The 15,243-nt window shown below is 46.4% G+C and carries 21 protein-coding genes and 1 riboswitch; of the genes, 11 read left to right on the forward strand and 10 right to left on the reverse strand.

Going from position 1 to position 15,243, the window contains the following annotated elements:
* Positions 1-266 precede the first annotated feature (266 nt).
* Positions 267-1,178 (forward strand): aminoglycoside phosphotransferase family protein, encoded by a 912-nt coding sequence (locus tag ACFYU8_RS22985; protein WP_390304158.1) that lies wholly within the window; start codon positions 267-269, stop codon positions 1,176-1,178.
* Between the two features lie 72 nt (positions 1,179-1,250).
* On the opposite strand, the gene ACFYU8_RS22990 is transcribed toward ACFYU8_RS22985, so the two are convergent.
* The 5 genes from ACFYU8_RS22990 to ACFYU8_RS23010 form a co-directional block, all read right to left on the reverse strand.
* Positions 1,251-2,306, reverse strand: a complete 1,056-nt coding sequence (locus ACFYU8_RS22990; RefSeq protein WP_390304160.1) for a TolC family protein — start codon at positions 2,304-2,306, stop codon at positions 1,251-1,253.
* A gap of 217 nt (positions 2,307-2,523) precedes the next feature.
* Positions 2,524-2,670, reverse strand: coding sequence for a hypothetical protein (locus ACFYU8_RS22995; RefSeq protein WP_390304162.1), 147 nt, complete (start codon positions 2,668-2,670; stop codon positions 2,524-2,526).
* A complete protein-coding gene (locus tag ACFYU8_RS23000; RefSeq protein ID WP_390304164.1) occupies positions 2,663-2,854 on the reverse strand; it encodes a hypothetical protein in 192 nt (63 codons plus the stop codon). The genes ACFYU8_RS22995 and ACFYU8_RS23000 overlap by 8 nt, the downstream gene beginning before the upstream one ends.
* A 331-nt stretch (positions 2,855-3,185) precedes the next feature.
* Positions 3,186-4,634, reverse strand: coding sequence for an amino acid permease (locus tag ACFYU8_RS23005; protein ID WP_390304166.1), 1,449 nt, complete (start codon positions 4,632-4,634; stop codon positions 3,186-3,188).
* Positions 4,635-4,746: 112 nt separating this feature from the next.
* Positions 4,747-4,933: riboswitch (Lysine riboswitch) on the reverse strand.
* A gap of 84 nt (positions 4,934-5,017) precedes the next feature.
* Entirely contained in the window at positions 5,018-5,512 is a 495-nt protein-coding gene (locus tag ACFYU8_RS23010) for a DinB family protein (protein WP_390304168.1), read from the reverse strand.
* Positions 5,513-5,679: 167 nt separating this feature from the next.
* On the opposite strand from ACFYU8_RS23010, the gene ACFYU8_RS23015 reads away from it, so the two are divergent.
* Both ACFYU8_RS23015 and ACFYU8_RS23020 read left to right on the forward strand, forming a co-directional pair.
* Entirely contained in the window at positions 5,680-6,237 is a 558-nt protein-coding gene (locus tag ACFYU8_RS23015) for a CGNR zinc finger domain-containing protein (RefSeq protein ID WP_390304170.1), read from the forward strand.
* 105 nt (positions 6,238-6,342) lie between these two features.
* Positions 6,343-7,095: an alpha/beta fold hydrolase gene (locus ACFYU8_RS23020; RefSeq protein WP_390304172.1), complete on the forward strand. Its 753-nt coding sequence runs from the start codon at positions 6,343-6,345 to the stop codon at positions 7,093-7,095.
* On the opposite strand, the gene ACFYU8_RS23025 is transcribed toward ACFYU8_RS23020, so the two are convergent.
* The 3 genes from ACFYU8_RS23025 to ACFYU8_RS23035 all read right to left on the reverse strand — a co-directional run bounded on the left by ACFYU8_RS23025 (position 7,073) and on the right by ACFYU8_RS23035 (position 8,548).
* Positions 7,073-7,471 carry a hypothetical protein gene (locus ACFYU8_RS23025; protein WP_390304174.1) on the reverse strand — a complete coding sequence of 133 codons (399 nt, stop codon included), beginning with the start codon at positions 7,469-7,471 and terminating at the stop codon, positions 7,073-7,075. The genes ACFYU8_RS23020 and ACFYU8_RS23025 overlap by 23 nt on opposite strands.
* A gap of 33 nt (positions 7,472-7,504) precedes the next feature.
* Positions 7,505-8,029, reverse strand: a complete 525-nt coding sequence (locus ACFYU8_RS23030; protein WP_390304176.1) for an ImmA/IrrE family metallo-endopeptidase — start codon at positions 8,027-8,029, stop codon at positions 7,505-7,507.
* Between the two features lie 72 nt (positions 8,030-8,101).
* Positions 8,102-8,548, reverse strand: a complete 447-nt coding sequence (locus tag ACFYU8_RS23035; RefSeq protein ID WP_390304178.1) for a helix-turn-helix domain-containing protein — start codon at positions 8,546-8,548, stop codon at positions 8,102-8,104.
* A gap of 179 nt (positions 8,549-8,727) precedes the next feature.
* On the opposite strand from ACFYU8_RS23035, the gene ACFYU8_RS23040 reads away from it, so the two are divergent.
* From ACFYU8_RS23040 to ACFYU8_RS23070, 7 genes are all read left to right on the forward strand, one after another.
* Positions 8,728-8,922 (forward strand): BhlA/UviB family holin-like peptide, encoded by a 195-nt coding sequence (locus ACFYU8_RS23040; RefSeq protein WP_390304180.1) that lies wholly within the window; start codon positions 8,728-8,730, stop codon positions 8,920-8,922.
* A 244-nt stretch (positions 8,923-9,166) separates the two neighbouring features.
* Positions 9,167-9,295, forward strand: a complete 129-nt coding sequence (locus ACFYU8_RS23045) for a hypothetical protein (RefSeq protein WP_390304182.1) — start codon at positions 9,167-9,169, stop codon at positions 9,293-9,295.
* A 215-nt stretch (positions 9,296-9,510) separates the two neighbouring features.
* The gene (locus ACFYU8_RS23050; RefSeq protein ID WP_390304184.1) at positions 9,511-9,876 is read left to right on the forward strand and encodes a phosphotransferase; all 366 of its coding nucleotides are present in this window, start codon (positions 9,511-9,513) and stop codon (positions 9,874-9,876) included.
* 36 nt (positions 9,877-9,912) lie between these two features.
* Entirely contained in the window at positions 9,913-10,845 is a 933-nt protein-coding gene (locus tag ACFYU8_RS23055; protein WP_390304186.1) for a hypothetical protein, read from the forward strand.
* Between the two features lie 191 nt (positions 10,846-11,036).
* A complete protein-coding gene (locus tag ACFYU8_RS23060; RefSeq protein WP_390304188.1) occupies positions 11,037-12,203 on the forward strand; it encodes a dicarboxylate/amino acid:cation symporter in 1,167 nt (388 codons plus the stop codon).
* 192 nt (positions 12,204-12,395) lie between these two features.
* Positions 12,396-12,785 (forward strand): hypothetical protein, encoded by a 390-nt coding sequence (locus ACFYU8_RS23065; protein WP_390304190.1) that lies wholly within the window; start codon positions 12,396-12,398, stop codon positions 12,783-12,785.
* A 235-nt stretch (positions 12,786-13,020) separates the two neighbouring features.
* Complete coding sequence (locus tag ACFYU8_RS23070; RefSeq protein ID WP_390304192.1) at positions 13,021-13,482, forward strand: hypothetical protein; 462 nt, start codon at positions 13,021-13,023, stop codon at positions 13,480-13,482.
* Between the two features lie 99 nt (positions 13,483-13,581).
* Here ACFYU8_RS23070 and ACFYU8_RS23075 read toward each other — a convergent pair whose 3' ends face one another.
* Complete coding sequence (locus ACFYU8_RS23075) at positions 13,582-14,019, reverse strand: Dps family protein (protein WP_327949407.1); 438 nt, start codon at positions 14,017-14,019, stop codon at positions 13,582-13,584.
* 87 nt (positions 14,020-14,106) lie between these two features.
* Here ACFYU8_RS23075 and mobA point away from each other — a divergent pair, with 87 nt between their 5' ends.
* On the forward strand, positions 14,107-14,739 hold the full coding sequence (gene mobA / locus ACFYU8_RS23080) for a molybdenum cofactor guanylyltransferase (protein ID WP_390304194.1): 633 nt from the start codon (positions 14,107-14,109) through the stop codon (positions 14,737-14,739).
* Between the two features lie 37 nt (positions 14,740-14,776).
* Here the strand turns inward: mobA and ACFYU8_RS23085 are convergent, their stop codons facing one another.
* Positions 14,777-15,238: a hypothetical protein gene (locus ACFYU8_RS23085; protein ID WP_390304196.1), complete on the reverse strand. Its 462-nt coding sequence runs from the start codon at positions 15,236-15,238 to the stop codon at positions 14,777-14,779.
* Positions 15,239-15,243: the final 5 nt, after the last annotated feature.

Consider the following 15,243-nt stretch of genomic DNA (forward strand, 5'->3'; position numbering starts at 1 on the left):
CCCGCCTCTCCATATAAAGCAACAAGAAAAAAGCAAAAGAAAAAACGGGGCCGTCATGCTATTGACAGTCCTCGTTCATATCAGTGAAGCTGAAAACCCCGCCATTTTTTCCTGAGCTAGGATGGGCTCCAGAGGCGCTTGACTGGAAATGCGCTTCTTCTTACGCGGCTGTGGTAAGGGAACAGCTTGAAAGCTGGTGTAAAAGAATGCTTTGAAGGTAGTTCGAGAAGTTTTCATTCCACAAGCTTTTTAGGAGGAGATTCTTAATGATTTCACTGCCAACGCATTTTACCCAAACCGTTGTGGGCGTACATAAAGAAGCAGGTCGTCTCTGGCTGGATTCCTTTCATGAGCTGATTGCCGATTGCGAAGCACGCTGGTTTTTAAAAGTGCTTGAGCCGTTTCCACTCTCCTATAACTTTGTCGCACCTGCTGTGTTGCAGGATGGGAGAAACGCAGTGCTGAAGCTGGGCGTGCCTGGACTGGATTGGCAGAGAGAGCTGACGGCGATTCGGGCTTTTGCGGGGCGGGGAATGGTGCAGCTACTCGATGCTGACGAGAAAAAAGGGATCATGCTTTTGGAGCGCATCATGCCAGGGGAGACACTGGACACGCTGAGCAGCGAAGATGAACGGATTCAATGCTTGGCGGACGTAATCAAAAGGATGCATACACCCCTGCCGAACGCTGATAAGCTTGCGTCTACGTTTCCGACGATAGCCGACTGGGCTGTGGGACTGGAAAAGATTCGCCCTCATTTCCAAGGAGGGACAGGACCAATTCCCGAGCAAATGGTGGAGCGGGCCCTGCAATGGTACAAAAAGCTTCTCTCCACACAAAAAGAACAGTGCCTGCTGCATGGTGATCTTCATCATGAAAATATCTTGCGCGCAGAAAGAGAGCCGTGGTTGGCAATTGATCCAAAGGGGCTGATCGGAGAGACGGAATATGAGGTGATTCCGTTTTTGCTGAACCATTTGCCAGAGGATGGGGTAGAAGAAGTAATGAAGCAACGGGTCGATGGACTGACGAAGGCGCTGTCTTTGCAAAAAGAGAGAGTGTTGGCGTGGGCATATTGCCATAGTGTACTATCGGCTTGGTGGTTTATAGAGGATTTTGGTGTAGACGGTGGCCGTCTGATGATGCCGAAAGTTTTTGAGAGGCTAATAAATGAGTAAAAGGCTTCATCCTTAGGGATGAAGCCTTCTTTATTTTAAATGAATAAATGAGATCCTTCGTTGCACGAAATATTAATAGCCAGTCGACTGATTCAATGTGGTAGCAGTGAGATTGTATTGATAAACGGACTCGATTGCTTTTGTTTCGGAGTCAAACAGGTTTGCTTCGTCTTCCATCAGTTCTTTCATCGATGCTTTTCCTAATCTATATTGGTCGATGGTTGCCTGATAGCGCTCCAATGCGGTTTCTTTCTTTGTTGTACTTTCCTCTAATGCCTTTTTCGCTGCCAGCACCTTCGCATAGTTGTCACTTACTTCTTGTCCGATTTTCTTTTGTGTTTTTTGTTTTTGCAGCCCCGCTTTTTTGTGCTCATTTTTGGCGACCGTGCCTTTAAGTGTGCTGAGTGCGGAATACTCTGCCGTGTAGTCAATTCTTACTTGGGCAAAATCTATTTCTGCTTGTGCTTTGATCATCTCGGGACGTTTTTCATAAGCTTTTGCCTGCAATTGCTCCAGGGAAAGCAGCTCGTGCTGGGTCAGATCAGTGGTGATCACTTTCCATTGTCTGTCTGCTTTTTCATTCAATAAATCGTTGAGCTTGGCCAATGCTTGTTTGTAGCTGGCTTCAAGGGCAGCAAGATTTTTATGAGCTTCTGTTTCTTGCGAGTCCAACCAGTACTGTCTTTGCAAGCTTTTCTTTTGCGCTTTGATTTTGTTTTCTAATGATTGGACTTCGAAGAAAGCTTTTTGCACTTGCAGTTGAAGGGTGTTTTTTTGCGTATTCAGGGCGACTTCATCGACGACCACTTCTTTGATCGCTTTAGCTGAGTCTTCGAATTTCTTTTTTGCGTCAGCTAGCGTCATGATGTCGGCTTTTTTGATTTCTGCTTTTTCTCTCAGTGTGCTGGATGTTTCGTACTTGGTAATATCTAATTCAAGTCGAAGCAGCTCCAGATCAACGCTGTTCTTTAGTGCCTGTTCAACTGCGAAATCTAGCGACAAAGGGGAAACATCCGTCTGTTCAGCAGTGGCCACGAGTGGAGCGGCCAGAGCCAAATGGGCGCCACCTGTGAGTAGAGAAGTGACTAATGTTGTGCTGTAAATGTGTTTGAAGAGCCTGGATTTCATGGGGAAACCTCCTGATCGTATATACAAGAATTTGATAACGATTCTCATTATCAAATCCATGAAAAGTATATATTTCCAACAGTATTTCGTCAATAAAAAAATGTTTTTTCACCATGTTCTTGGTCAGAAATCCAAAAAGAATCCCCTTCAGGAAAAAGCAAAATGAGCATCTGCCTGTTTCCCTAAAGGGGATTTTATAGTTGTAATGGGAAAAGAACTATTCTTTGTCCCTGTTTTTTTGGTTTTCCGCAGCTGCCTTGACAGTTTGGTCCAATGTCCCTTCCTTTTCTGTAATAGAATAACCATGCATATTGCTTCCGTTATAACCCATGTCCGGTTTTTCCTTTGATCTGCGATCAGTCATTTGCTTCCCCCTTATTTTGTCCAGTAGGTTTAGGCTCTTGCTGCACATACGGATTGTCGACGTCATTTGGTTCCTTGTCCAGATTGGTACGGATTGCGAGTATTGGGCTAGTTGGAGGTTGAGCGATCAGTCTGTCATCCAGTTGTTTAAAATCAGGCAGGTCGTTTTCACGATTATCATACATGTTCGTCCCCTCCTTTACCGGTTAGTATGTCCACCGTCTGCCTGTAAATTTCCTTAAATGGAAAAGGAAAGTGACTGGTACTACACCAGAAAAAACAGCCCCAGTCCGAGGGGAGTTCGGGCAGAGGCTGTGATCATCATCTTTTTGCAGTTATCTCAGGATCTTCATAAAAGAGGCAAGATTCGTTTGAAGCAATGGTGTGAAGGCAGGAGATCATGGTTACCTTTTATCAGATGACTGGTATGAGTTGTGAGAACGGAAGGAAACGGAGTTTTTAAACATAAAAAGGACTCCCGTTTAGATAACGGAAGTCCGTAATTTGTTTCTTCGATTATTTCGTGTGTTCATCCATGCTGAAGTCTACTTGTTCTAGAGGGACGAGCTTGGTCTTTTGGGTGACTTTATAAGCGAGCCAAATGATTAAGAAGAGTGGCAGGCCAATGTAAGAGACCAGGGCGCCATACCAGTCGATCGTTCCACCCATGAATGAGGAGTAGTTTTGCCCCAAAATAACGATACAGCAAAGGATGAAGGCAAAAATCGGGCCAAACGGGAACCACTTTGCCCGATAAGGCAATTCGTTTAAATCACGGCCCTGAGCGATAAACGCTTTGCGGAAACGGTAGTGACTGATGGCAATTCCCAGCCAAGCGATGAAGCCTGACATACCGGACGCATTCAAAAGCCATACGTACACTTCGCCTTCCCCAAACAGAGAGGACAGAAACGCAAGGGCACCGATAAGCGCAGTCAAGATCAAGGCATTGATCGGTACGCCGTTACCTGTTACTTTTGCGAACCATTTTGGTGCTTTTCCTTCTTTCGCCAAGTTCCACAGCATGCGTGTAGAGGCGTACATTCCAGAGTTACCAGCAGACAACACAGACGTGAGAATCACCGCATTCATCACGGATGCTGCAAAAGCAAATCCGGCATTTTCAAATACAATCGTAAACGGACTGATCGCAATATCCGTAATGTCGCCACCGATCAGATTTGGATTATCGTATGGAACCAATAACCCGATGATCAAAATAGCAAGGATGTAGAAGAGCAGGATACGCCAAAAAATTTGACGGATGGCCTTTGGAATGTTGCGGGCAGGGTCTTCGCTCTCACCAGCCGCGACACCGACCAGCTCTGTCCCTTGGAAAGAGAATCCGGCAATCATGAACACACCGAGCAGGGCCATGAAGCCGCCATTGAATGGTGCGTCGCCTTTGGTGAAGTTTTGGAAGCCAACTGCTTGGCCGCCCATAATGCCAAAAATCATCATCACACCAACAATAATAAAGACGATAACGGTTATGACTTTGATCAAAGCAAACCAATATTCAGATTCTCCATAGGCTTTCACAGACAGGAGATTCAAGGCAAACAGCAATCCGAGGAACAAAGCGCTCCACACTATCGCTGGGGTATCCGGGAACCAATATTTCATAATGAGTGCGGAAGCTGACAGCTCGACAGCAATGGTAATGGCCCAGTTGTACCAGTAGTTCCAGCCGAGAGCAAAGCCGAGAGATGGATCGACGAACCGTGTGGCATACGTCGAAAACGAACCGGACACAGGCATGAAGGCCGCCATTTCCCCCAAGCTCGTCATTAAAAAGTAAACCATGATACTAATGGCGACATATGCGGCTAATGCTCCACCAGGTCCGGCGGAATGGATCGAGCCTCCGCTTGCGAGAAATAATCCCGTCCCAATCGAGCCGCCGATGGCGATCATCGTCAGGTGTCGGGCTTTTAAACCACGTTGCAATTGATTTTGTGACATAAGCTACTTGCACGACCTTTCTTGATTTTTGAGAAGGAAGGTCGGAAACGAAAAAACCGCCATAGCCAAAAAATGGCATAGGGCGGTATCATCCAATCCCCACCAAGCCTTCACTGAAGATAGCTCACCACGCTTGCTTGGCATGCAAACGTGACAGTTCTGTCCCTTTCGAGTACAGCCCCAACCCAATCGCACAGAGACGCGATATGAGCTTCGGCGGATTTTCCTTTACCTGGAGTCATTGATTTTCTCTGAATCTCGTACAGGATGATATAAAAGCCGCGACCTCTATCCTCACCGTGAAAGATGAGGATAACATGTATGAAATTTTGTGATTCATCAACTATAAAGGATTGTTTATGATTAATCAATGTGAATTTTTGTTATTCATATGATCGTCTGGCAGGCCAGGAGCCTTGGAGCTTGCGAATTTGGACAATTTGCCCCGTGTGAAACGCATCGTGCAGAACGAGACTCATCACGGTTTGGTAAATGGGCGTATAGGTAGCCGTCTGGTTCAACTCCTCATCTGTCAGTAAGGAAAGCTTTTCATGAATGTGGCGATGGACGCTTTCCATCCGTAAAAGGGTAGCTTGCCAAGCGTTTTCGTCATCTGGACCACCGGACGGGGTGAAGGTATCATCGTTCGTCTCAGCGGAGCCAGGAAATTCCGTGCCCAATAGACGATGCAACAGGCGTTCTTTGTAATAAAGCAGATGGCTGACGTTTTCCCAGATCGTGTTGGCTGCTTCTCCCACAGGGCACCAGCTAGCCTCGGCTGCTGATACTCCGGATAGTGCTTCTTTTAAGGGTGGATACCAGTCTTCCTTGTCATACGTACATTCCCATCCGTGCAAAAGCAAATCCTTCCGATTCATAGGCTTCCTCCTCGTCTGTGAAACAGATTGCCGAAACGCTATAATAGCAGTAAGAAATGAGTTTGTAACCAGTTAAATTAATAACGATAGTTACGGATATAGATTACCATATTCTGTATGGTCTTACAAGAGAGAAAAATGAAGGATTAATCAGGAGAGATGATGACATGGACTGGCTTTGTATCGATTTTTTAAATAGTGATTGGCGGGATTGGCGTGGTTCTGGTCGTGGGGAAAATCGCCTGGAGAACCAAGAATGGCTGTCATCCTTTTTGCAGACATACAATTTAACCGCTCCGCTGCCGATGGATGAGGAGTGTGCCGCGTCTCTTTTGCAGCTGCGCGAACGTTTGAGACGTATGTTGGAAGACGTTGTCCGTGGAGACCGATTCCAAGAGGAGGACCTTGCGGAATTGAACAAAGTTTTGGCTATGGTCCCTTTTCATATGCAGGTGTTGTATGTAGATGAGGAGGGCGGCTACAGGCAAAAGCAATCCAGCTCAACAGAGGGCTGGTCCCTCGTCATGGCACAAATTGCGGCTTCTTTCGCGGAGTTGCTTGCCCCGCAGCATCTGGAGCGAATCAAAATATGTGACAACGAGGATTGCCGCTGGGTGTTTTATGATGAAAGCCGTAACCGGGTGCGTCGCTGGTGTGATGACAAAATGTGCGGCAACCTGATGAAGGTGCGTCGTTTTCGCGAGCGGCAGAAGGAAAAAGGCTAATGGAGCCATTACCAACGACCGTCGGGAATTTGTCTCTGACGGTTTTTTTTATGTTTGAGACATAATAAGTAGCATATACATGGGAACGGAAACGAGGTGGGTAGGATGAGTCAAGCACGCAAAAAGTGGTTTCAGGCACTCGTATTGGTGGTACTTGGAGCGATTTGTCTGGCTATATGGTATTTGCAGCCATATCAGCCTGATCAGGCAGCGTTAACGGCCATGCAAGGTGGTGAAGGGATTACGGTCATGGATACGAATGACTGGATTATTTTCCAAGGCGGGGAGTCACGCGAACCGGGACTCATCTTGTATCCGGGAGCACTGGTCAAACCGGAGAGCTATGCACCGATTGCCCGTGCCCTTGCCGGCTCCGGCTACCATGTTTTTCTCGCACGAATGCCGCTGAATTTGGCTGTAAGTGATATGACGCGAGCCACACAAGTATTAAAGGCATACCCGAATAAAACGTTTGTCATCGGAGGACATTCGCTCGGTGGTACTATGGCAGCTCAATTCGCAGCGAACCACTCGGACCGAATCAGTGGTGTATTTTTACTGGGAGCGTATCCGAACAGTCAGGGGAACTTGAAGAAGGTGAATTTGCCTGTGCTGTCTTTGCTCGGTTCTCGCGATGGAGTGATCAATATGGAAAAGTTTATGGATAGCAAGCAATATTTGCCGGAGCGTACCGTGTACATGTCCATAGAAGGGGGGAACCACTCCCAGTTCGGAAGCTATGGATCGCAGGAGGGCGACCAGCCCGCTGCCATTACCCCGCAGGAGCAGTGGCAGCAAACGGTGGCAGCGATCAAGGATTGGCTTCTTCATGAGGTTACGATGATGAACGTGGAATAATACCGGATACAACACCTGTAATGCGAATGTTTTCCGAGGGGAGCAGCATGGGAGAGTCTTGTTCGCGTGTGGTTGTAAACAGACTCTCCAATGGATTGACGTCTGCTGCGATACGCAAAAGGAACTGCCCCTCCTGCCGGATCAATACAGGTCTGTCTTTTACAGGCTCCATTGAAAAGTCTGAGATCAAGACGGCGTCTCCAGGAAAAATACCGAGACCACTAAGGCCGTCATCTCGCATAATAAGAGCAAAGCGGGCCACATGATAGTTGGCTACCTGCAAGGAGGGTAACAGCGACAGCTCCTCGTCTTGGTCCAAGGCGAGATCAAAAAAATGAGTCGTGTATGCATCTCCGGCAATAAAGACTCGTTTCATTCGGTATCGCCTCCTACATAATAGAGTCGTAATTTACCCATAGACGGGAAAGCCTTTGGCATACAGACGGCTTAGTATGCGCTCAAAACGGGCACGAGCAAGCGGCATCGGCACCTGAAAGCGCTGAGCCAACATAGCCGGGGCGTTGTATCGAGAACAATCGGCAAGCAGGGTGCTCATCATGTAAATGGGAAGCAACAAATGCTCGGCAAAATGATTCGCCTGCGATTCTTGCCAGTCAATCATCCATTCGCTGCTCTGGGGCTGAATGCCTTCATGGAGAAGCAAATGTCCGAGTTCATGTGCGATTTTAACACGCTGCGCAGCCGGATCGAGTCGCTCGTCCACAGCAATGATATAACGTCCCGGCAAAAAGGGATGCGCGTGTGCACGACTCCGGCCGCAAATACGATGGATCTCGATGCCGTACGTCTCACAGAGCAGATGCAGATCGATTTGTTCGGGCCGGTCGATGCCGTGATGCTGGAGTAACAAGTACACGCGACTCTCGAGCCATGTTTGCGGTTCGCAGATTTCTTGAAAAATGGAGTGAAGCATCAAGGACCTCCTAAAAGAATGGTGAGGAACGTATGTTCTAATTTTCGTTGAAAAGAAAACCCCGCACTGGGGTTATTTTTTTTTGATGTCTTCCGTGATGTCAAACAAAGACGGAGGTCTTTCTTCGCGTACTTTACGGACTTTCCACTGCTTCTTCAAGTCGTACCAGTAGCGGCGAATTTCTTTTTTCTCCTCTTCTGTAGCATCCAGATACCCGTCCAGGAAATAGTAGTCGTCCGGGTCATCGATCTTTTCCTGCAAGAGCTCGTCCAGCGAACGTTGATTAGTCTCTCCTGTTTCTGAGAGAATATAGGCCGTGACTTCATCTGTGCGGCCCAACAACCAATCGGTCGTGACGTCCAGCACATCAGCCAATTGCCGCAGCATGTCGTTCGGTGGTGTGCTGTGGTTGTTCTCGTAGTTACTGATCGTCCCCTTGGTCGTGCAGACATGCTCTGCCAACTCTTCCTGGGTCAGACCTTTTGTCTTACGAGCTGTGCGTAAGCGCTGAGATAGCATGAGCGTGCCAGTCCTTCCTGTGAGGATGTACAAACTTATTGTACTAAATGGGAGGAGAAAAGAAAAGTATGGATTTTATTTTTGCTTTCAATGAATTATGTACAAGCACTTTGTACAAAATACGGATAAGAACGAATCGGGAACGCTCGTTCTGTACATTGAGAAAAGGGGAGATCAACATGGAAGATCAAGTAACAACCGTATTACTTCAGCAAGGGCCATTTGCTGCTTTGTTTGTCTGGTTGTTGTTTTATATCATGAAAGCAAATCGCGAACGCGAGGGGCGTTTACAAGACTTGCTGGACAAATACAGCGACAAATACGATCTGATCCTCGATGAATTGCGCGAGATCAAAGGAAAAGTGAAGAAATAACGATGACGGCTGCTGATACTCCAGAGACCTTTCTCGACATAAAACCTTCTGATGAGCGTGACGAATACGAATACAATACTTATGTTGCCCGATTACTTGAAGAGCTTATACAGCAAAGGGAACAAATCGTTTCAGTCTGTACCAGACCTTGATCGGCCTTTAGCCCTTCAAGGTCCTTTTTTACTTCTTTCAGGAAGCATACCCAACCGAACAAATACATTCGGTTCACTACATGCTTCGAGGCATGAACGATACGTACCTCGTGGAGACGATCGATCAAAAACGAATATTCAGGCTGTATCGCAGCGATTGGCGAACGGAGGAGGCAGCAGTCACGTTCGAGATGGAGCTGTTGCTACATTTGGACAGATAAGGAGTATCTGTTTCTGTGCCAATTGTGGATTGCAGAGGAAAACACGTCTTGAAACTGCAAGCAGCAGAGGGCAATCGCTTTGGTGCGCTGTTCACTTATGCCGAGGGCAAGGAGCAAGAGATCGATAACGAGGAACTGAGTGTACGATTTGGCCGAGCTGTTGCCGAGCTGCATGTCAAAGGGGAAGGCTTTTCCACACAACAAGCTCGTGAGGTATGGGACGTCAAGACGCTGATTCATCGCCCGTTAGCCATCATCGAGGCACGTCATGCCACGGAGACCTTCAAGGGAATTTTAATACGAATTTTTGCGAGGACAACACTTATACCCACTTTGATTTCGACCTGTGCGGTTATGGCTGGCGAGCGTATGATTTGGCTGCTTTCAAGCTGAGCCAAATATTGATCGAGGAAGATGACGAACTGGTCGAATCGCTATGGAATGCTTTCCTAAAAGGATATACCGAGGTTCGTCCCTTGTCTGAAAACGATCGGGCTGCGGTGTCGCTCATGGCAGACATCGAACAGAAAGCGTTTTTTAAAGCGTTGTCAGAAAAACATGCGATCCGAAGTCAAGGATAGGTAAGCTATACATTGACGAGAAAGAGGGAGAAACGCATGTTACCGTACATCGGAAATGGAGCGTATTGCTACGCAAATTCTTCAGCTATGCTTTTGGAGACGATTGGGGAGAAAGTATCGCCAGCTGTACTTGAAGTACTCTCTGGTGTAGGCATCGGAGCGATGTGGCATGAAGAGCAGAAAGTCATTTATTTCGGACAAGTGATTCCTGATCGTGGTGTGAGTCATGCGCTGGAACTGCTTGGCTATCGTTGGACGGAAAGATCAGGAGATGCCGAGGGCGAGCCACCTTTGGAGGAATTACGGCGTGATTTGCAACATGGCCCCGTTTTGCTAGGACCGCTTGATATGGGCTATTTGACGTATAATCCAAATGCTGCTTACTTGGGTGGCGCTGACCATTTTGTTCTCGCGTACGAGATGGATGAGCAAGCGATTTATCTGCATGATCCCGCAGGATTCCCTTTTGTGAGCTTGCCGTTGTCCCAGTTTGTTTTGGCGTGGAAAGCCGAAAAAATCTTCGATCGCCTCTTTTCCTACCACTATTGGACAGCACCAAAGCGTGTTGGCAGTCCGTCTGAAGCGGAGTTGGCAGCAAATGCGCTTCGTTTATTCCAGGAGATTTATCAGGAAAGTGCATCAGCTAAACAAAACGCTTCGGTCCTATACGGAAAGGAAGCGATTTTGCGGGTAGTGAAACGGATAGAAGAGGAAGGTGGACTCTCCCCAGCTGAAATTGGTCATTTCTCCTATTTTGCTTTTCAGTTAGGGGCGAGGAGAGCCATGGATTTCGCTGTGTTTTTCTCGAAGTATGCGCCAGAGCTGGCAGCGATCAAAGAGAAGCAGGCGAAGCAATTCGGGCGTTGTCACACACTGATCGTGGAAAAGAATGAGCAAGAGCTTGCGAAAGCCATGCGCGTGTTGGCAGACATCGAAGAAGAGTTTCGCCAGGTGCTTTGCGCCAAATAATAACATTCCCCCAAGTGAGTAAGTAACGCTCATTGGGGGATTTTTTTAAAATTTGAAATATTATTACTTTTTTACGATCCATGACAACTTCATCCCGAATGTGTTACCTTGTTATTCATTAGTCCACGCAAAAGAGACATAGTCCATTCCGTGTGGACATTGTTTACCAACACGTAACGGGGGTTCAAGTCATGAAACAGCTAGGTTTACTACCTAAAATTCTGATCGCCATTGTCCTTGGGATCGGGATCGGCTCCATTTCGCCGATTTGGGTTGTGAAGGGATTGGCTACTTTTAGTGGCCTGTTTGGAAATTTTCTCGGATTTGCGATTCCGTTGATTATTATTGGATTTATCGCGCCAGGCATCGGTGAGCTGGGCAAAGGGGCAGGGCGTTTGCTTGGGGTAACCACAGGGGTTGCTTACTTGTCTACGATCATTGCTGGAGCGCTTGCTTATTTGGTCAGTACGAGTATTTTTCCACACATTCTTGAGGTAGGTGGACTGGTGAATCAGTATGCCAACCCGGAGGAAGCACTGGTGAAGCCGTTCTTCACCGTGGACATGCCGCCGATTGTAGGTGTGATGACAGCATTATTGCTCGCCTTCACCCTTGGTCTTGGAGCGACTGTCATCAAAGGAAACGCGCTGCAAAATGTGATGGTAGACTTGAGAGATATCGTAGAGAAGCTGATCGCTTCCGTCATTATCCCGTTGCTTCCATTACATATCCTGTCTGTATTTTCCAACCTGACATACGGCGGACAAGTCACCATGATTTTGTCCGTATTCGTTAAAGTTTTCGTCATGATTATTGCCTTGCATCTATTCTATCTGTTCGTGCAGTACTTGGTAGCAGGCCAGATGGGACGCAAAAACCCATTCACGTTGATGAAAAACATGCTTCCCGCTTATTTCACAGCGATTGGAACACAATCATCTGCGGCCGCCATTCCTGTGACACTGAACCAGACCAAGAAAAACGGTGTGAGCGAAAAAATCGCGGATTTCGTTGTTCCACTCTGTGCGACGATCCATCTATCCGGGAGTACGATTACACTTGTCAGCTGTTCCATGGCAGTCATGATGCTCAATGGCATGACGACATCATTTGACGTGATGTTTCCATTCATTTTGATGCTTGGTGTAACGATGATCGCCGCACCAGGTGTACCGGGCGGAGCAGTCATGGCGGCACTCGGATTGATGGAGTCCATGCTCAGGTTTGACACCACGTTGACTTCGTTGATGATTGCTCTGTATATCGCGCAGGATAGCTTCGGTACTGCTTGTAACGTAACGGGTGATGGTGCGATTGCAGTGATTACGGATCGATTGAGTGAAGAGAAGGCAGCTTAAACATGCTGTTATTGGGAACAAGGACCTGTCCAATTGTGGATAGGTCTATTTTTTGTGGAATAAAAATTTTGTAGTCATAAAAAAACAAATTTTTACCAAAAGCGACAATCTATTTCAAAAAATATTATATTTTGACAATTAATAAAATAGATGGTATATTTTTCTTGACCCAAAATTTAGGAGGTGATTTTCATGAAAAAAGTCCTGCTAGCATTGACTCTAGTATTCGCTGTATCTTCCTCTGCATTTGCTGCAAGTTCTGAATCAGAGCCTAACAATACTTTTGATACGGCCGATTCCTTTACAATAAACTCAAGCATTTCAGGAACCACTGATTTCGATGACCGTGATTATTTTGTTTTTCAAGCAAACAAGACTGGGAAAGTTCGCGTTACACTTACACATACGAATGACAAAGGGTCGCCAGCATTCCAAGTATTTGAATCTGACCGAACAAAGATTGGAACATCTGACTACAGTACCCCTATGGAGATCAATGTAGTTGCCGGTAAGAAATACTATGTACAAGTATTGGGGATAATTGGTTCCCCTTCCTATACTGTGTCCGCTGAAAATCTGTAATCAAGGATTGTCTATGTAATAGAAGGAACCTGTCCAATTTTGGATGGGTTTTTTTGTTTAAAGGTCGTCTTGATGGCTGAAGATATGAAAATCATGGATCTACAAATTCTGTTGCAGCTGAATAGATAGGGGTGAGGTTGTCCAAATTCCCCCGTTTTCAACTAGTGAGAATTATATTATCATTGGATATAATTCCATCATTCTACTTTTTGCGAAAAGGGGAATACATAACGCAATGTTTAACGAACGGAAAGCGTTACAAATGACATTGCAGGCCATGCTAGAGCAGCGTATGGCACTGCGTCGACAGTATGTCGATCAGGACAAGCAGTTGGGAGCTGACATCAAGCAGCTTTTGAGCCGTATTCGCGAGTTGGATAACGAAGCCGGGATCGGAGACGATGAAAGCCCAGAGGATGAAGCTATGTCAACTGAGGAATTTTCCGATGATCTGATGAGGCGGATGAAGGTGAGAAAGGCGCACATTCGTCATGATTATTTGGAAGTTGCGAAGCACATCGAAAACCTGTTACAGGAAGCGATGTCTCCGATGTCATTGGCTGATCTTTGTTCCGTGTTGAAAGTACGACATCAGGTAGAGTTTGCGAGTCCCTACATTGGTGTACAGAAGTCATTAAAGTATTTACCCCAAGTAAAAGTAGAAAAAGACGGGCGGAAACTGATTTTTTCACTCTAGTGCAAGCAGGGTGGGACAAGCAGTTTCGCGGGAGGCAAGATCAAAAAAAGGCGATGTGTCTATGCACAATCGCCTTTTGGTGTCTATCGAATTACTTGATTATTGCAAGAATGACTTGAGCATCCAAATGTGTTTTTCCAGGCTGCTGCGGATTCCCAGCAGCATATCGGCTGTCGCTTCATCGTCGGCTTGGTCTGCCGTTTCCATAGCCAGCTTCAGTTCATCTACGAGAATGGAGAAGTCTCTCGCAATCGTTTCTACCATTTGCTCAGCTGTTTCGCTTCCTTCTGCTTCGGTGATGCTTGCTGTGTTCAGACATGCAGCCAAAGTCGCTACAGGCTTTCCACCGATGGAGAGGACACGTTCAGCGAGGGTATCGAGATTTGCTGCTGCTTCGTTGTACAATTCCTCAAATTTTGCGTGGAGCGTAAAGAAGTGAGGTCCTTTTACATTCCAGTGAAAATTGTGTAGTTTCGTATAGAGGACTGTCCAGTTCGCCACTTGTTTATTTAGAACGCTGTAGAGTGTGTTTTCCATCGAGAATCTCTCCTTATTTATAATAATTATTTGTTTAAATTTATTATAAACTAATAAGGATTATTGTCAACACCCAGGAGGAAATTTATGCAGCAACTGCGTATCAGTGCGGTTATTTTAGCTGGCGGAAAAAGCAGCAGAATGGGCTCGCCAAAGCAAAAATTACCGTGGAGGGACGGAACCTTCTTAACAGAGCTGGTAAAAGAAGTACAGGCGGTTGGTTTGTCTTGTTTCATTGTAGCGAACGATTTTTCAGACACTCAAGTGACACAAAAGGAACAAATTGATGAACAGACCGTCACAATTACACCTGATCTGGTACCATCCTGTGGTCCTGTTAGTGGACTGGTTACTGCCTTTCGCGTAAGTTCCGAGGATGCTTTACTGGTGTTGTCCTGTGACCTTCCTTTTATGGATCGTGTGCAAATAGCCAAACTTATTGAATTTGCGAGGGAGAGGGACGATTGGGATGTGATCGTCACCCAATCAGAGGGACGCACGCATCCGCTATGCGCAGTGTATCATCGGAGAACGCAGGCTAATTGGGAGCAGGCGCTGTTACATGGACAGCGAAAACTGATGCGGACATTAGATGAGCTGCGGGTGGTGCCATTGCCTGATGAATGGTTGGACCCTTGGGCTGTATTTAATGTCAACACGCCTGAAGAGTACGAACAGGCAAAACTTGAAGAAGAACGCAGAAAGACAGGACATGCTTGAGGTGTGTCCTGTTTTTTGTTTGGATAAAAGGGGCTTTTCATAGGGGGCAATCATACAAGCGTTTTTCTGGACAAACCGTATGAATAGTAGTGATGGCTAATGAAAGGAGGGAAACGCAATGACAAGAAAGTGCAAAAAACAGGACAAAAGCTACGGTCACCACTGTTGTTGCAAAAAACCCGACAAATACTACGACCACCACTGTTGCGGCAAAAAACCCGACAAATATTACGACCACTACTGCTGTTGCAAAAAACCCGACAATTACTACGAGCCACAGTGCTGTTGCAAAAAACACAGCCAATACGATGAGTCGCATTGTTGCTGCAAAAAGCATGAACATTGCCAAGATCACTGCTGTCGCTGCAAACGCCATGATTGCAAATGCTTTGAAAAACATGACCATCACTGTTGCAAGAAGCATGACATAGATGATGAAGACGAAGAAGATGACGACGACGAGGATGATGACGACCATCACCACCACTGCAAGCATCATAAAAA

The organism is Brevibacillus sp. NPDC003359, from assembly GCF_042878995.1.
Classification (GTDB): domain Bacteria; phylum Bacillota; class Bacilli; order Brevibacillales; family Brevibacillaceae; genus Brevibacillus.

Coding starts and splice junctions, on each gene's coding strand:
- ACFYU8_RS23010 (WP_390304168.1), bottom strand. CDS start 5,512: ATGAATCGGAAGGATTTGCTTTTGCACGGATGGGAATGTACGTATGAC.
- ACFYU8_RS23025 (WP_390304174.1), bottom strand. CDS start 7,471: ATGAAACGAGTCTTTATTGCCGGAGATGCATACACGACTCATTTTTTT.
- ACFYU8_RS23015 (WP_390304170.1), top strand. CDS start 5,680: ATGGACTGGCTTTGTATCGATTTTTTAAATAGTGATTGGCGGGATTGG.
- ACFYU8_RS23035 (WP_390304178.1), bottom strand. CDS start 8,548: ATGCTATCTCAGCGCTTACGCACAGCTCGTAAGACAAAAGGTCTGACC.
- ACFYU8_RS23050 (WP_390304184.1), top strand. CDS start 9,511: ATGGGACGTCAAGACGCTGATTCATCGCCCGTTAGCCATCATCGAGGC.
- ACFYU8_RS23055 (WP_390304186.1), top strand. CDS start 9,913: ATGTTACCGTACATCGGAAATGGAGCGTATTGCTACGCAAATTCTTCA.
- ACFYU8_RS22990 (WP_390304160.1), bottom strand. CDS start 2,306: ATGAAATCCAGGCTCTTCAAACACATTTACAGCACAACATTAGTCACT.
- ACFYU8_RS23085 (WP_390304196.1), bottom strand. CDS start 15,238: ATGATGCTTGCAGTGGTGGTGATGGTCGTCATCATCCTCGTCGTCGTC.
- ACFYU8_RS22985 (WP_390304158.1), top strand. CDS start 267: ATGATTTCACTGCCAACGCATTTTACCCAAACCGTTGTGGGCGTACAT.
- ACFYU8_RS22995 (WP_390304162.1), bottom strand. CDS start 2,670: ATGACTGATCGCAGATCAAAGGAAAAACCGGACATGGGTTATAACGGA.
- mobA (WP_390304194.1), top strand. CDS start 14,107: ATGCAGCAACTGCGTATCAGTGCGGTTATTTTAGCTGGCGGAAAAAGC.
- ACFYU8_RS23005 (WP_390304166.1), bottom strand. CDS start 4,634: ATGTCACAAAATCAATTGCAACGTGGTTTAAAAGCCCGACACCTGACG.
- ACFYU8_RS23020 (WP_390304172.1), top strand. CDS start 6,343: ATGAGTCAAGCACGCAAAAAGTGGTTTCAGGCACTCGTATTGGTGGTA.
- ACFYU8_RS23060 (WP_390304188.1), top strand. CDS start 11,037: ATGAAACAGCTAGGTTTACTACCTAAAATTCTGATCGCCATTGTCCTT.
- ACFYU8_RS23075 (WP_327949407.1), bottom strand. CDS start 14,019: ATGGAAAACACACTCTACAGCGTTCTAAATAAACAAGTGGCGAACTGG.
- ACFYU8_RS23030 (WP_390304176.1), bottom strand. CDS start 8,029: ATGCTTCACTCCATTTTTCAAGAAATCTGCGAACCGCAAACATGGCTC.
- ACFYU8_RS23040 (WP_390304180.1), top strand. CDS start 8,728: ATGGAAGATCAAGTAACAACCGTATTACTTCAGCAAGGGCCATTTGCT.
- ACFYU8_RS23065 (WP_390304190.1), top strand. CDS start 12,396: ATGAAAAAAGTCCTGCTAGCATTGACTCTAGTATTCGCTGTATCTTCC.
- ACFYU8_RS23070 (WP_390304192.1), top strand. CDS start 13,021: ATGTTTAACGAACGGAAAGCGTTACAAATGACATTGCAGGCCATGCTA.
- ACFYU8_RS23000 (WP_390304164.1), bottom strand. CDS start 2,854: ATGTATGATAATCGTGAAAACGACCTGCCTGATTTTAAACAACTGGAT.
- ACFYU8_RS23045 (WP_390304182.1), top strand. CDS start 9,167: ATGAACGATACGTACCTCGTGGAGACGATCGATCAAAAACGAATATTC.